Source organism: Bacillota bacterium, from assembly GCA_030705925.1.
Taxonomy (GTDB): Bacteria; Bacillota; Clostridia; order Oscillospirales; family Feifaniaceae; genus JAUZPM01.
This window is the reverse complement of sequence record JAUZPM010000050.1, coordinates 1-15554: the sequence shown is the minus strand read 5'-3', so window position 1 is coordinate 15554 and position 15554 is coordinate 1. Positions and strand designations below refer to the sequence as shown.

15 protein-coding genes are annotated in these 15554 nt (G+C 39.8%); 11 read left to right on the top strand and 4 right to left on the bottom strand.

All coding sequences use genetic code 11. The annotated features are described in order from the left end of the window. Window positions 1-164 precede the first annotated feature (164 nt). Together rpsT and Q8865_08310 are read right to left on the bottom strand one after the other, a co-directional pair. The gene (gene rpsT / locus Q8865_08315) at window positions 165-425 is read right to left on the bottom strand and encodes a 30S ribosomal protein S20 (protein MDP4153420.1); all 261 of its coding nucleotides are present in this window, start codon (window positions 423-425) and stop codon (window positions 165-167) included. 75 nt (window positions 426-500) lie between these two features. Next, window positions 501-1019, bottom strand: a complete 519-nt coding sequence (locus tag Q8865_08310) for a hypothetical protein (GenBank protein MDP4153419.1) — start codon at window positions 1017-1019, stop codon at window positions 501-503. Between the two features lie 185 nt (window positions 1020-1204). On the opposite strand from Q8865_08310, the gene gpr reads away from it, so the two are divergent. Beyond that, window positions 1205-2176, top strand: a complete 972-nt coding sequence (gpr, locus tag Q8865_08305) for a GPR endopeptidase (protein ID MDP4153418.1) — start codon at window positions 1205-1207, stop codon at window positions 2174-2176. 47 nt (window positions 2177-2223) lie between these two features. Here gpr and Q8865_08300 read toward each other — a convergent pair whose 3' ends face one another. After that, window positions 2224-3645, bottom strand: coding sequence for an NCS2 family permease (locus tag Q8865_08300; protein MDP4153417.1), 1422 nt, complete (start codon window positions 3643-3645; stop codon window positions 2224-2226). Between the two features lie 251 nt (window positions 3646-3896). Here Q8865_08300 and hrcA point away from each other — a divergent pair, with 251 nt between their 5' ends. The 7 genes from hrcA (at window position 3897) to nifU (ending at window position 10833) form a co-directional block, all read left to right on the top strand. After that, window positions 3897-4967: a heat-inducible transcriptional repressor HrcA gene (gene hrcA, locus Q8865_08295; GenBank protein MDP4153416.1), complete on the top strand. Its 1071-nt coding sequence runs from the start codon at window positions 3897-3899 to the stop codon at window positions 4965-4967. 1 nt (window position 4968) lies between these two features. Further along, window positions 4969-5535 (top strand): nucleotide exchange factor GrpE, encoded by a 567-nt coding sequence (grpE, locus tag Q8865_08290; GenBank protein ID MDP4153415.1) that lies wholly within the window; start codon window positions 4969-4971, stop codon window positions 5533-5535. Between the two features lie 38 nt (window positions 5536-5573). After that, on the top strand, window positions 5574-7397 hold the full coding sequence (dnaK, locus tag Q8865_08285; protein MDP4153414.1) for a molecular chaperone DnaK: 1824 nt from the start codon (window positions 5574-5576) through the stop codon (window positions 7395-7397). 81 nt (window positions 7398-7478) lie between these two features. Further along, window positions 7479-8627, top strand: coding sequence for a molecular chaperone DnaJ (gene dnaJ / locus Q8865_08280; protein MDP4153413.1), 1149 nt, complete (start codon window positions 7479-7481; stop codon window positions 8625-8627). 106 nt (window positions 8628-8733) lie between these two features. Next, a complete protein-coding gene (rnhA, locus tag Q8865_08275) occupies window positions 8734-9201 on the top strand; it encodes a ribonuclease HI (protein MDP4153412.1) in 468 nt (155 codons plus the stop codon). A 19-nt stretch (window positions 9202-9220) separates the two neighbouring features. Further along, window positions 9221-10393, top strand: coding sequence for a cysteine desulfurase NifS (gene nifS, locus Q8865_08270; GenBank protein MDP4153411.1), 1173 nt, complete (start codon window positions 9221-9223; stop codon window positions 10391-10393). A 17-nt stretch (window positions 10394-10410) separates the two neighbouring features. Continuing rightward, window positions 10411-10833 carry a Fe-S cluster assembly scaffold protein NifU gene (gene nifU, locus Q8865_08265; protein ID MDP4153410.1) on the top strand — a complete coding sequence of 141 codons (423 nt, stop codon included), beginning with the start codon at window positions 10411-10413 and terminating at the stop codon, window positions 10831-10833. Between the two features lie 107 nt (window positions 10834-10940). On the opposite strand, the gene Q8865_08260 is transcribed toward nifU, so the two are convergent. Beyond that, window positions 10941-12230, bottom strand: a complete 1290-nt coding sequence (locus Q8865_08260) for an ectonucleotide pyrophosphatase/phosphodiesterase (protein ID MDP4153409.1) — start codon at window positions 12228-12230, stop codon at window positions 10941-10943. Window positions 12231-12517: 287 nt separating this feature from the next. On the opposite strand from Q8865_08260, the gene Q8865_08255 reads away from it, so the two are divergent. From Q8865_08255 to Q8865_08245, 3 genes are all read left to right on the top strand, one after another. Further along, window positions 12518-13459, top strand: coding sequence for an ABC transporter permease (locus Q8865_08255; GenBank protein ID MDP4153408.1), 942 nt, complete (start codon window positions 12518-12520; stop codon window positions 13457-13459). Next, entirely contained in the window at window positions 13452-14246 is a 795-nt protein-coding gene (locus Q8865_08250; GenBank protein ID MDP4153407.1) for an ATP-binding cassette domain-containing protein, read from the top strand. Before Q8865_08255 ends, Q8865_08250 begins: the two co-directional genes overlap by 8 nt. 129 nt (window positions 14247-14375) lie before the next feature. Beyond that, complete coding sequence (locus tag Q8865_08245; protein ID MDP4153406.1) at window positions 14376-15371, top strand: ABC transporter substrate-binding protein; 996 nt, start codon at window positions 14376-14378, stop codon at window positions 15369-15371. Window positions 15372-15554 lie beyond the last annotated feature (183 nt).

Here is a 15554-nt window from a genome sequence, read left to right as displayed (position 1 = left end):
GCAGCCACGAAGCTCCTCTCCATGACGTTAGCCACTCTGGCCGTGGTAGCCGTGATTAGTAACATAATCACAAGCTTTTCTGCATTTTTTTTGTCCGAAGACCTGGAACTGATCATTGCAACACCAATTCCAGCATGCTCTCTCTATACGGTGCGATTTTTTTATTACATTGCATTTAAAAGATTAGTCATATAGGATTTTTTTCTGGCTGCGGTATTTTTATGAAGTATACCCTGTGACGCAGCCTTGTCCACTTTAACAACAGCTTCTAAATAAACTTTAGTGGCTTCGTTTTTATCACCAGCTGCGGTTGCAGTTTCAAATTTCTTTATATAGGTCTTTAAAGTATTCTTAACAACCTGATTACTAAGGGTTTTAACTTCTGTAACCTTAACCCTTTTCTTTGCGGATTTAATGTTAGGCATTATTATCCACCTCCTTAACGCTTTATCAGTAATAACTATTTTAACATTGTTTTTTTACGTTTGCAACAGTTTTTTCTATACTAAACGAGAGCGTTTAAGGCTTTTAAATACGATATATGCAAGAGCAAAGTCGATAAGGCTGTGTATTACAAACCCTAGCCCCCATATGCCTAGCAGTACGCCGGCTGATTTAACAGAGTTTGTTATTAAAAGAATAATTATAGTTTCAAGCACAGCATGTATTACAGCAATAATTGCGGCTAGAGTTGCTGTTTGAAAAGAATTTGACAGAATGCGGGGATTGCGTTGGATCAACCATGCGCCAGCAACTGCCCAAATAATGTGGGAAGCGGCTCTCAACCACACAACAAGCGGATATGAAAGAATAAATCCAATAGTTGTTCCTATCCCAACGATAAACGCCATTAATGGGGAAATAAACATAGCAATAAATAGCGGCACATGGGATGCAAGTGTATATGTTGAAGCGCCGGCGTTAATCCTGACAGGCATAATCATTGGAATTGCAATCCCTAGTGCTGTCAGTACAGCAGCAAGGACAATATTCTTTGTAATGCTGTTAGTTTTTTTCATTTTTACTCCCATTACCGTAAAGATTGTTAAACTTTTAACACGGTTTCCGCTCATTTAGGCTGACGGAACGCCAATTTATATCTAGAATATTAGTATTAGCACATATGATAGCATAATTTACATAATAATACAAGTTTTTATGTGGCAAAATAGAGTTGTAAAATGTTATGAAATTTGGAGGCGTTATGCTTAATAATTCGACAATTAAGACAGATTTAGCTGTAGAAGCACGTGAACTTGCAACAGCAGCCAGCGGAGAAATTAATGGCGTTGAAAGTGAGGAAAGCAAAATTCACGGGTTTACTGTTTCCCGTATGAAAATCGTTAATGAAGATGGGGAACGGGCTATGGGGAAAAGGATGGGTAAATATGTTACCGTTGAATTGCCGCGCGAGTATAGATTCGATTTTGATATGTTTAAAAATGCGGTGACTGTGATAGGACATGAAATATCCCAGATGCTGAACTTAGGCGAAAAAGAGAGTGCTCTCGTTGTTGGGCTCGGAAATGCCGCGCTTACCGCAGATGCACTTGGACCCATGGCAATAAAAGCAACACTGGTAACACGACATGTTAAAGAGGAAAAAGGGTTTGAGAACTTAAGGCCAGTCTCCGCTCTTGCCCCTGGAGTTATGGGGCAAACGGGAGTTGAAACAGCTGAGGTTATAAAAGGTCTTGTAGAAAGAATAAGTCCCAGTGTATTAATAGTAATAGACGCTTTGTCTGCCAGAAGGCTGTCAAGACTTGCTACAACTATACAAATTAGCGATACAGGCATCCATCCTGGATCAGGTGTAGATAATGCAAGGTCAGAGATATCAAAGGATACAATAGGGATTCCTGTTGTATGCGTTGGAATGCCTACAGTAGTAAACGCAGCAACTATGGCTGCCGATGTAATTGAACTTGTATCAGATGAAATGAAAAAAGGGACGGCAGGAAATGATACAGTATTTCGCTACTTGAATGAACTTGACAGAAATCAGCTTTACACAATGTCAATTGAAACGCTTGCCCCATATGACCTAAATCTTTTTGTTACACCAAAAGATATTGATGATATAGTTTTATCAAGTTCGAGGCTGATGGGCTATTCAATAAATGCGGCTCTCCAAAAGGATATTACGGTGGAAGAAATGATGCAGGCTCTTGCATAGAAAAAAAACAGCTTGCCGTTTACGGCAAGCTGTTAAATTTTTAAAGCTTATTTCTGTAATGCACGTATTGCAAGTATAATAAAGTTTATTATAAACAATACTGAAGCACCGTAAATGATTGGATGAACTTTTTTGGCTTCACCTTTAAATATTTTAACTAAGCAGTATACGATAAAGCCAGCTGCGATACCATAGCTGATATTATAAGCAAATGCCATAATAATAACAGTCATGAAAGCAGGAGCTGCCTCGGTGAATTCGTTCCACTTAATGTTGACAAAAGATGCAGCCATCATAATACCAACAACGATAAGAGCTGGTGCAGTCGCTGCTGCAGGAACGATACCAAAAGCACCGGCAAAAGGTAAGCAAAGGATGAACAATATAGCAGTAACTACACTTGTAAGTCCCGTTCTGCCGCCAGCAGCAATACCCGCAGAACTTTCAACGTATGTTGTTGTATTGGAAGTTCCGAGTAAAGCACCGATTGATGTAGCTATTGAATCTGCAAAAAGGGCTTTATCCATCTTGGAATTGAAGCCTTTGCCGTTTTCAAGTGCTTCTTCGTCTTTAGCATCGAATATACCGCTTATTCTACCAGTTCCAATAAATGTACCTATTGTATCGAATGTATCAGACAAGCTGAATGCAAATATCGTTACGATAGAAAGAATTAATTTATCTGGTGTAGCAAACATTGATCCTAGTCCGTCACTGCCGAAGAATTTGAAAGCAGTTTCGTTAACATGTGAAACGGAGCTCATGTCAAACCATTTTACGCTTGATACATCTACAACTCCTATAAACATGCCGATGATTGTAGTTGCAATTATACTTATAAAAATTGACCCTCTTACTTTGAGAACAAGAAGAACTATTGTGAGTATTAGTCCTATTAAAGCAAGTATAACAGCAGGCTTGCTAAATGTTGCAAGAGCAGGCACTATTGAGCTGTCTGTTATTACCGTTCCGTTGTTCACTACGTATGTGTTAGGATCGGCTGTGAATGATAAAAAGCCAGCATCTTTAATACCAATATAAGCAATAAATAAACCTATACCCCCGCCGATGGCATTTTGAAGTGATTCTGGAATTGATCTGATAATGATTTTTCTTACTTTTGTAACGGTAACGATTATGTTAATAATACCGCAGATAAATACGAGGGCTAATGCTTCCTGCCATTTGAATCCCATACCGAAACAAACAGTATAAGTAAAGAATGCGTTAAGACCCATACCTGGTGCTAAAGCATAAGGAACGTTTGCAAAAAGACCCATCACTAAAGTACCAATTACTGATGCAAGAATTGTTGCAACAAATACTCCGTCTTTTGACATGCCTGTCTGGGACAATATTGCTGGGTTAACAAAAATAATGTAAGCCATTGTGAAAAATGTTGTAAGTCCAGCTACTACTTCAGTTCCAGCAGTTGTTCCATGTTCTTTGAGCCTGAAATATTTTTCCAAAATCTCGACCTCCCATATTATATTGATAGTATTTTAACATGATAAAGTATTTTATGACAATATTTTTTATTATTTTTCGACATATATTTATTAAATTAGTAAATATTATACGAAAACATCATATTAATTTGTGCATTTATTAATACTTTGTTTACAAATGGACTATTGACACTCACTTGGGGTGAGTGCTAATATATTATTGCGGTTAGCACTCAGGAGATAAGAGTGCTAAAAGTAGAAAAGGTGAGATTGTGGAACTGAGTGAAAGAAAAAAGAGAATACTCTATGCCATAGTCAATGACTATATCCAAAATGCGGAACCTGTAGGATCTAAGGCGATTGCTGAGCAAACAGGTATTGGTCTTTCCTCTGCGACTATCCGAAATGAAATGTCTGAACTTGAGTCTTTAGGGTATCTTGAGCAGCCTCATACTTCTGCGGGAAGAATTCCAACGCAAAAAGGCTATAGGCTGTTTGTAAATGATTTAATGGAGCACTATAAACTTTCGGCTATGGAAATGCAGAGGATTAACGATCTTCTTCAAAATAGGGCAACTCAGCTTGAAAAATTAATCGCTGATGTCGGAAGACAGATAAGCGGACTTATGAATTTAACTACCGTTGCAGTTACTCCTAAACTGAATAACGCGTCTATTAAAAGATTTGATTTTATACCGATTGATTCTTTCTCATTTGTGCTTGTTGTGGTGACAAGCGGTGGGATTGTCAAGAATAAGGTGTTTCGATCTACTATTCCAATAGATTCTGAAGTTTTGTTTGATATAGGGATTGTAATGAATAATCGTTTTACCGGGATCCCGATTGAGTCGATCACTCTGCCTCTTATATCGCAGGTTCAGGATGAACTTCAGTCTTTTCATTTTGTACTTATGCCTATACTGCAGTTTATCTCGGATACAATGCGTGAGATAGATTCTGCTGAGGTGTATTTGGGTGGCGCAGCCAACATTTTGGAATACCCTGAGTTCCAGAGTACTGATAAAGTTAAAAATCTTTTTTCAGTCCTTGATAATAAGGATGAACTCAAAGAAATGATGGCACAGCTTGCCGAAACAGACAGTGAAGAGGATATAAAAATAGTAATCGGAAAGGAAAATCCGCTTGTAAAGATGCAGGATTCAAGTATCGTGATAGGTAACTATAAGATTGGAGAAAAAACTGTTGGTGTTATAGGGGTCATCGGTCCTACAAGAATGAATTACGGCAAGGTTGCCGCTCATCTGGAATATTTCACGCAATCCCTTAACAAGCTTTTAAATGAAACGTTTTTCGGCAAGGATAAATTGGATAACGGAGGTTAATATGTCAGAAGAAATAAAAAACGAGAAAGCCTGCAACAAGGAAGAAGCAAAGACAACAGAAGAAAGCTCAGAGGACACAAAAAGCGAAGTAAATGATATCGAGACAAATATTGAAGAAGTTGACGAGACAGCAAAAAAAATTGAGGCTCTTGAAGCGGAAAAAGCAACATTGTCAGATCAAATGCTTAGGCTTGCGGCTGAGTACGATAATTTTAGAAAGAGAACATCTAAAGAAAAAGAAAGCCTTTGGAATGATGCTGTAAGCGCAACAATTTCCGATGTTATCCCGCTTATCGATGATTTTGAGCGTGCAATATCTCAAGAATGTTCAGATAAATCGTATAAAGACGGTGTAGATATGGTATATAAAAAATTCACCGATATGTTGCAAAAACTGAATATATCTGAAATTCCGGCGGATGGTGAGTTTAATCCGGAGCTTCATGAGGCAATAATCCACATAGAAGATGATAGCTTGCCGCAGAACAGTATCTCAGAGGTAATGCGAAAGGGATACATGCTGGGCGGAAAAGTTATAAGACATACACTTGTCAAGGTTGCAAATTAGTATATTGAAAATTATCTATATATTAGGAGGAATTAATTATGGGAAAGATTATTGGTATCGACTTAGGTACCACGAATTCATGTGTTGCAGTTATGGAAGGCGGAGAATCAGTTGTAATCCCTAATGCTGAAGGCGGCAGAACTACTCCTTCAGTTGTATCTTTTTCAAAAACCGGAGAGAGAATGGTTGGCCAGGTCGCAAAGCGCCAGGCTGTAACCAATCCTGAAAAGACTGTCATTTCAATTAAAAGACAGATGGGCACGGCTCACCGTGTAGATATCGATGGAAAACAGTATTCACCAGAAGAAATATCGGCTATGATACTTACAAAATTAAAATCAGATGCTGAAAATTATCTTGGTTCAACAGTTACTCAGGCGGTTATAACTGTTCCGGCTTACTTCAACGACGCACAGAGACAGGCAACAAAGAATGCTGGTAAGATTGCCGGGCTTGAAGTTTTGAGAATCATAAACGAGCCTACTGCTGCTGCGCTTGCTTATGGCGTTGATAAAGATAAAGACGAAAAAGTTATGGTTTATGACCTTGGCGGCGGCACATTCGACGTGTCTATCCTTGAGATAAGTGACGGCGTAATCGAAGTTCTTGCAACTAACGGTGATACACGCCTTGGCGGCGATGATTTCGATCAGCGTATCATTGACTGGCTGGTTGCAGAATTCAAACGTGACAACGGTATCGACTTATCGGGTGATAAAATGGCTATGCAGCTCTTGAAAGAAGCTGCGGAGAAAGCTAAAATAGAACTTTCAGGTATGACAACGGCTTCGATCAATCTGCCGTTTATCACAGCTGATTCAGCCGGGCCGAAACATCTTGATGTTACACTAACAAGAGCTAAATTCAATGAGATGACTGCTGACCTTGTCAATCGTACTCTTGACCCGGTAAGAAAGGCTATGGCAGATGCCGGACTTCAGAATTCTGATCTTGCCAAGATACTGCTTGTCGGTGGTTCGACAAGAATCCCTGCAGTTCAGGACGCTGTTAAAAATATAACAGGCAAGGATCCTTTTAAAGGTATAAATCCTGATGAGTGTGTTGCAGCCGGCGCATCTATCCAGGCGGGGGTTTTAGCGGGAGATGTAAAAGATCTACTGCTTCTGGATGTTACCCCACTGTCACTCGGGATTGAAACACTTGGCGGAGTATTTACAAAACTTATCGAAAGAAACACCACTATACCTACGAAAAAGAGTCAGGTCTTCTCGACGGCTGCTGACGGTCAGACTTCTGTTGAAGTCCACGTTTTACAAGGCGAAAGAGAGATGGCTTCCTATAATAAGACCCTTGGCCGCTTCCATCTTGACGGCATACCTGCAGCACCACGTGGTGTACCGCAGGTCGAAGTCACATTCGATATTGATGCAAATGGTATAGTAAACGTTTCGGCTAAGGATCTCGGCACCGGAAAAGAACAGAAGATCACTATCACAGCTTCAACTAACCTTTCAAAAGATGATATCGATAAAGCAGTAAAAGAAGCCGAAAAATTTGCGGAAGAAGATAAAAAACAAAAGGAAAATATAGATATCAAGAACAATGCTGAACAGCTTGCATTCTCTACCGAAAAAACCTTAGAAGACCTTGGCGATAAGATTTCAGCTGATGAAAAATCATCAATTAAGGAAATGTGCGATCGCCTTAAAGAGACGGCAAAGGGCACTGATTATGATAAAATGAAAACCGAGACGGAGGAACTTACTAAAAAGTTCTATGAAATATCCGCCAAGCTATATTCACAGGCTCAACCTCAGGGGCAGCCTCAGGAACAGGCGCAGGAGAATCCTGACGGGACAGTGAATGCCGATTATAAGGTTGTAGACGACGACAAGAAATAATATGATATAAAAGGGGGTACGCAGCATTGCTGCGCCCCCCTTAGGTCTTTAACATATTCATAATTTTAAAGGTGAAATAACATGGCTGAACAAAAACGTGATTATTACGAGGTTTTAGGCGTGCCTAAAAGTGCGTCGGCCGATGACATAAAAAAGGCTTACAGACGTCTTGCTAAAAAGTATCACCCTGATATGAATCCGGGAGACAAGACAGCTGAGGCAAAGTTTAAAGAGGTCAACGAGGCTTACGAGGTTCTGTCGGATACGGATAAAAAAGCTAGATACGATCAGTTCGGCCACGCAGGTGTGGATCCGAATTTCAATGCGGGAGGCGCCGGGGGCTTTGGCGATTTCGGCGGCTTTGGCGGTTTTTCCGATCTTGGCGACATATTTGGCAGTATTTTTGGAGAGGGCTTTGGCGGAACCAGACGTCAGAATCCAAATGCGCCTCGTAAAGGTGAAGATTTAAGGATAGCAATGACAATCGCTTTTGAAGAAGCGGTTTTTGGAATTAAAAAGGAAATAGAGCTTAACAGAAATGAAGCCTGCGACGAATGCGGGGGAACGGGCGCAGCCAAGGGCTCGCATTTGGAGACCTGTCCGGACTGCGGCGGTACTGGTCATAGAACTATCACGCAAAGAACGGCATTCGGGCTGTTCAATTCAACGCAGACATGTTCTAGATGCGGCGGAAAAGGAAGAATTAACAAAACACCATGTCCTAAGTGTCAGGGTTCTGGCAGATCTCCTAAAAAACGCAAGATAGAAATAAATATTCCGGCAGGTATCGATGATGGCCAGACAATTTCAATCCACGGACAGGGCTCCGGCGGCTTGAACGGAGGCAGTTCCGGTGATCTGTATATTACCATCAGAGTAAGACCACATACAGTTTTTGAACGAAAGGGAAAAAACCTTTATTGTGAAATTCCGATTTCATTTACAGACGCTGCGCTTGGAACAGATCTTGAAGTTTCGACGCTTGAGGACAAAGTTCAGTTTAAGATCCCGGAGGGGACGCAAAGCCATACTACTTTTAAGATAGCGGGCAAGGGTGTACCGGTGCTTGGAGGAAGAGGAAAGGGCGATTTGTTCTTTACGGTAGTTATAGAAACTCCGAAGAACCTTACCCAAAAGCAGAAAGATCTTTTAAAGGAATTTCAGGAAACGTTAAAACCTGCGCAGGTAAAAAAGAATAAAGGATTTTGGGAAAAAGTTAAAAACCTATAATCTATATAGAATTAATATGATAAATTTCTGTTAATTTTGTACTGTAACATTGACAGATGGGTAAAATAGCTTTAAAGTATAATTAAGAATTCGCACGGAGGAAGATATGCCGAAAAAGCAGGTGACAATGTATACTGACGGAGCGTGCAGCGGTAATCCAGGGCCGGGCGGATTCGGAGTTATATTGCAATATAATGGGTACGAAAAACGACTAAGCGGTGGCTTTTTTCATACGACAAACAACAGGATGGAGCTTCTTGCCGTAATAGAGGGGCTAAAGCTTTTAAAGGAAAGCTGTGCAGTTAATCTCTATACGGATTCAAAATACATTGCTGACGCGCTTCAAAAACGCTGGGTATACGGTTGGCGTGACAAGGGCTGGCGGAAATCAGACGGTAAAAGTGTGCTTAATATAGATCTGTGGCAGATGCTTTTAAAGTTGCTGGAAATCCATGAGGTTTCTATAAACTGGGTTAAAGGTCATGCCGATAATCAATTTAACAATGCCTGTGATCAGATGGCGGTTTCGGCGTCGCGGCAGCCGACACAAAAAGATTCAGGCTTTGAAATATAGATAGAAAGTCAGGGAACACATGATAAAAGTTTATGCCGATAATGCGGCAACGACGAGAGTAAAAGAAGAAGTCGTTGAGGCGATGATCCCATATTTTACACAACATTATGGAAATCCCTCAAGTTTATATGAAATAGGGGCTGATGCTCTCAAAGCTTTAGATGCAGCAAGGCTTAGCGTTGCAACACAGCTTGGAGCAAAGGCTGATGAAATAATGTTCACATCTGGCGGCAGTGAAAGCGATAACTATGTCATTCGCGGAGTTGCAGAAAAGTATAAAAACAAGGGTCGCCATATCATATCAACAAAATTCGAGCATCACGCTGTACTGCATGCTCTAGAATATCTTGAGAAAAACGGTTATGAAGTAACATACCTTGATGTATATGAAAATGGCATTGTTAAACCGGAAGATGTACGAGCGGCTATACGTGACGACACTACCCTGGTCACTGTGATGTTTGCAAACAATGAAATTGGTACAGTTCAGCCGATCGCTGAAATAGGCAAAATTGCTCATGAAAAGGGAGTATTATTTCACACTGACGCTGTTCAGGCGGTGGGACATATTCCAATCAATGTTGAAGAGATGAACATTGATATGCTTTCGCTTTCAGCTCATAAGTTCCATGGACCGAAAGGTGTGGGCGCTTTATATATAAAACACGGGCTTAAGCTTCCAAACTTGATTTTTGGCGGCGGACAGGAACGCGGAAGGCGCGCTGGCACTGAAAATGTTGCCGGGGCTGTGGGACTTGCGAAAGCCCTTGAGATGTCTTGTGCGTCTATGGATGAGACAAACAAGCGCCTTTTAGAAATGCGTGAAAAACTTATTGACGGCGTGCTTAAAATACCTTATACTCGTTTAAACGGAGACAGGAAGCAGAGACTTCCTGGCAACGCTAACTTCTCAATCGAATACATCGAGGGAGAAAGTATTCTTCTTATGATGGATTTAAATGGGATAGCTGTTTCTTCAGGTTCCGCATGCACATCGGGGTCTCTTGATCCATCTCATGTACTGCTCGCCATAGGATTATCTCATGAAGTTGCGCATGGTTCGCTTCGTATTACGCTTGGAGATGAAAATACGATGGAAGATGTCGATTATATACTTGAAGTTATACCAAAGGTAGTGGACAGGCTTCGCGCAATGTCTCCCGTATATGAAGAAAAGGTTTTGAATAAATAGAAATTGGAGAAAACAATATGTACAGTGATAAAGTGATGGATCATTTCAGAAATCCGCGTAATGTCGGCGAGATTCCCGATGCTAACGCAGTTGGTGAAGTCGGGAATATGAAGTGCGGCGACATAATGAAGATATATATGAAAATAGAAAACGACGTCATTGAGGATATAAAATTTAAAACTTTTGGCTGCGGTGCTGCAGTTGCAACGAGTTCGATGGCAACAGAACTTGTTAAAGGAAAGACGATAAAAGAAGCGCTGGCACTTACGAATAAAGCGGTTGTAGAAGCTCTTGAGGGACTGCCCCCGGCAAAGATACACTGCTCTGTTTTAGCCGAAGAAGCAATAAAATCCGCATTAATCGATTATTATAAGAGACAGGGAATAGATCCGGAACCCATTGTTGGGTGCAGCGGAAACTGCGACTGCTGTGGGCATTAATTAAGAATTTAATAAAGGGTTTGAACTCTGTTATAAACAGGTTCAAACCCTTTTTAGTTGGACTAAAAACTACTTTTTTGCTAAAAAAGTTATTAATCGCTCTTATTTTACTTTAAAAGCTCAGTCAGTATTTTACCGTCCGGGTCGGGAATTTCAATTCCAAGCACCTTGGCAATTGTCGGCGCTTCATCAACCGTGCTAGCCCTTTCAATTTCTACATTATTTGCAAAATCCGGGCCTTTTACGATAAATGGGGGTTGAGGACCCTTAGCTGGATTATAACCGTGCGTAGCTCTTGAGAATTTATAATCCTCATTACGCACAGCTCTTACAATCGGCTCATGCACAGATGCGCCAAAACTTGTACAGCCATCTGTTTCCAATACAAAGGAGAACGGACCTTCAAGATGAAATTTTTCTTTGGCTTCCTCTTTGGTATAGATCTCGCCTATTCCGTATGAAGGTTCCTTTTGCCATTCTTTAAGCAGTGAATAAACCTTATCAGAAAGCTGTTTATTATCAGGGTCGCTAAGCATGATATGAGCAGATAACCCTGCCGATCTGCAGTATGCATCGTATGATTCAATATGACCGTCAGAATTTAATTTTATAAGTCCTTCTTTTTCAAAAAGGACATTTAGGCAGGATACCTTATGTACATCCATCTGACCATGATCGCCAAGAATTATGATGTTTGTATCTTCGTAAACGCCGGCTTCTTTTAGTGCATTGAAGATATCACCTAATTGTTGGTCAGTTAAATCTATAGCTTTTCTTAAATAGTTACTGAATACACCATTGGCATGACGTTCGTGGTCTGTTTCCGCAAGGTGTATTGCCATAAATTCAGGCTTGTATGTTTTTATAATATCAACAGCACATGCAGTTGCAAATACCTCGTATCCGGGATGGTTCTTCCAGTCCCAATACTTACGGTTTTTTTCGAATATTGTATCAATAATGGGGGCAGAACCGACTTTTTCAAAGAGCGGACGTGGATCTTCTTTTTCATATAGCGGCCATATTTCGGGTATGCTGTAATCGATATCTAGTCCGGCTGTTACAGGCCAGTTTACATTAGCGGTTGTATAACCTTTTTTCTTTGCTAACTCGAACAAAGTTGGGACTTTTATTGCCTTGCCATACCATTCCCAAATTGTAGGGCCCTCATAAATTTTATAAATTTCGTTGTGCGTAACGCCATGTTTGTCAGGATATGTTCCGGTTATTATTGAAACATGCGCAGGATAAGTCAGCGATGGATATACAGTTAACATCCGCTGAACCAATGAACTTCCATTAGAATATTCCTTAAAATTCGGAAGGGTTTTGAAATATTCCAGGTCTTCAAAAACCATAGCGTCAATCGATATAACGAGCATTCGCTTTTTTTCCATTTTTATCACCTGTTTAGTAAACTTTTATATGTAAACAGTATAGCATATTGACTATGTAATGAAAAGGTAAAAAAATATCAAAATCGCCACGTTATTGTAAACCAACTTTATTAATTATATCCAGATTGGGTATGCCAATTTAAAAAGCAATTACAATTACGACCTGCATTATTGACATATAGACTGTTTTGTTATACAATCATTTATAAAAATCAACACTTTAAAGCACAAAAGTTTACTATTCATGTCACCATAAAATATTAATAGAATTAAGGTAAGGTATAAGAATGTCACTGCTTAGCATTAAAGGAGCGATTGAGCTTGGGCTCATTTTTGCTATAATGTCGCTCGGTGTTTACATTACATTTCGAATTCAAGATATCCCTGATTTAACTGTTGACGGCAGCTTTGTTACAGGGGCTGCGATATCGGCACTTTACGCATTTAGTGGTAAACCGCTTCTCGGGATTTTTGTTTCTATAATTGGCGGAGCTCTTGCCGGACTTGCAACAGCGTTGTTACATACAAAGTTAAAAATAACAGCTCTTTTATCCGGTATTTTAGCACAGCTTGGTCTTTACTCGATAAATCTTAGAATTATGGGTAAGCCAAACATACCGCTTATGAGTAAGAAAACAATATTTAATACAATCGATAATATTGCAAATAATCTTGTTGCCGGGTTGCCAAAAGGTGCAGGCAGGGTGATTTTTATGTTTGCAAGATCGTTTTTCCTTTTAATTGTTGTGGCGATTGTTGTTATTGCACTATACTGGTTTTTAAAAACGAGAATGGGAACATCGCTCAGAGCAACCGGCAATAATATTGCAATGGTTAGAGCTCTCGGTATAAATTCTGATTTAATGACAATTATAGGATTAGTATTGTCAAATGCACTGATAGCTTTTTCAGGAGGAATTTATGCACAGCAGCAGGGCTTTGCTGATGCTAATATGGGCATTGGAATGATCGTTACTGGCCTTGCATCTGTTATTATCGGTGAAGTTTTATTTTCGCGTGGCGGTCTTTTGATGACGATAATTGCAGTATCACTTGGAGCGGTATTGTTTAGGTTTATTATTGCGTTTGCGCTTGAACTTGGAATGCCGTCGACAGATTTAAGATTAATTTCTTCAGTTATTGTTGCGATTTGCTTGTCTGCCCCGATAATTCAGAAAATTATAAAAGCAAAAATAAGAGAAAGAAAGGCGGATGCGCACAATGCTTAAGGTTGAGAATCTGCATCTTGCCTTTGGGCATGGAACAGTCAATGAAAAGCATGTACTTAATGGTATAAACCTTGAACTGACTGAAGGTGAATTTGTAACCATAATCGGCAGCAACGGAGCCGGCAAATCTACTATGCTTAACTGTATCGCAGGTGATTATATCCCGGATTCAGGCAAGGTATATATTGACGGACAGGACGTTACTAAATTTCCAAATTATAAACGTGCAATGCTTGTAGGCAGAGTTTTTCAGGACCCGCTTAAGGGCACTGCATTTGACATGACAATCGAAGAAAACATGGCACTGGCATTCATGAAAGGTAAGTCAAAAAATTTAAAGAAATGCATAGCAGCTAAGGATACTGAATATTTTAAAGAACAGCTAAAACAGCTTGATCTCGGACTTGAAGACAGGCTCAAACAAAAGGTGCGCTTTCTTTCCGGCGGCCAGCGTCAGGCTATGACAACGCTTATGGCTGTAATGGTTTCTCCTAAATTATTACTGCTTGATGAGCATACGGCAGCACTTGATCCTGCGATTGCCGCAACTGTTTTAAAACTTACTAATGATTTGGTTAAAAAATATAATTTATCAACTCTAATGGTAACTCATAATATGAAGCACGCGTTAGAGTTTGGCACCAGAACAATAATGATGGACAAGGGGAGAATAATCCTTGACATCAAAGGTGAAGAACGTGCTGGTATGACAAAGCAGAAACTTATTGAATTATTTACTCAGAAGAGCGGTTCAGAATTTGTAACAGATAGTGTTTTATTAGGTTAATAATCTACAATAACGGGGGTTTTACCCCCGTATCAAATTACCTTTGCAGTTTAACACTGTAAAGTGCTAAATTTAATCAAATGCCCTTGAATGGGTTTTTGACATATAATATCTGAAAGGATTGATTTTATGAAAAAAGTAGTGGCACTTTTACTTACAGCAGTTTTTGCAATTTCTCTATTGATGACTGGTTGTGCTAACGGTTCTTCGGGTTCTTCCGGTAAATCTAACAAAGTATTAAAAGTAGGTATTCTGCAATATGTTCAGCATCCTGCTCTTGACGCTGTAACTGAAAACGCAAAGAAAGCGTTAAACGATGCAGGATTTGTTGAGAATAAAAATATTACTTATGACTTCCAGAATGCTCAGGGTGAAGTCGCAAACTGCAAAACCATTGCCCAGAAGTTTGTATCTGAAAAAGTTGATCTGATTTTAGCTGTTGCTACACCTGCTGCACAGGCGGTTGTAAGCGAAACAACAGATATTCCTGTCGTATTTTCAGCTGTTACAGATCCAGTTAAAGCGGATCTAGTCAAAGATGTTAAAGCTCCAGATAAAAATGTTACAGGTGTGTCCGACTATGTCAAAGTTGAGCCGCTTATGAAACAAATTGAGAAATTATATCCTAATTTCAAATCAATCGGTGCTATTTATAACAAGGGTGAGATAAACTCTGTATCTTCAATAGATGAGCTAAAGGCATGGGCATCAACTAACGGAAAAGAAGTTGTTGACGGCACCGTTGCTAATACAAGCGAGATTCAGCAGGTAGTTTCTTCTGTTGCTCCAAAAGTTGATATTCTTTTCTCACCCACAGATAACGCAATTGCTTCAGCAATGCCGACAGCCATCCAGACTGCAATAGACAGCAAAAAGCCTTATTTCGTAAGCGAAGAGGGCATGGTTAAAAATGGCGGATTGATGGCAGTTGGAATGAATTATACAATTGTTGGTCAGGCGACCGGTGAAATAATGGTTCAGATTCTTAACGGTAAAAAACCAAGTGAGATTCCGGTAAAATACCTTGATATCCTTGATCTATATTTGAATCAGAAAACAGCCGATTCTTTAGGACTTACTATTCCGGCTGATATGCTTTCAAGTGCAAAAGAAGTTATAAAGTAAGATTTTCTTTATTAAAGCGCATACGCGTAAGCGTATGCGCTTTTTTGTTGTAATACGAAAACTCCCGGCTATGCCGGGAGTTCAGAAAAAGCTTTAGCGATGAGTATAGTAAAAAAACTCCTTTTGATATAATAAAGCTGCGGTCTGCCAACTGCAACAAGACATATCAAAAGGAGGACATTC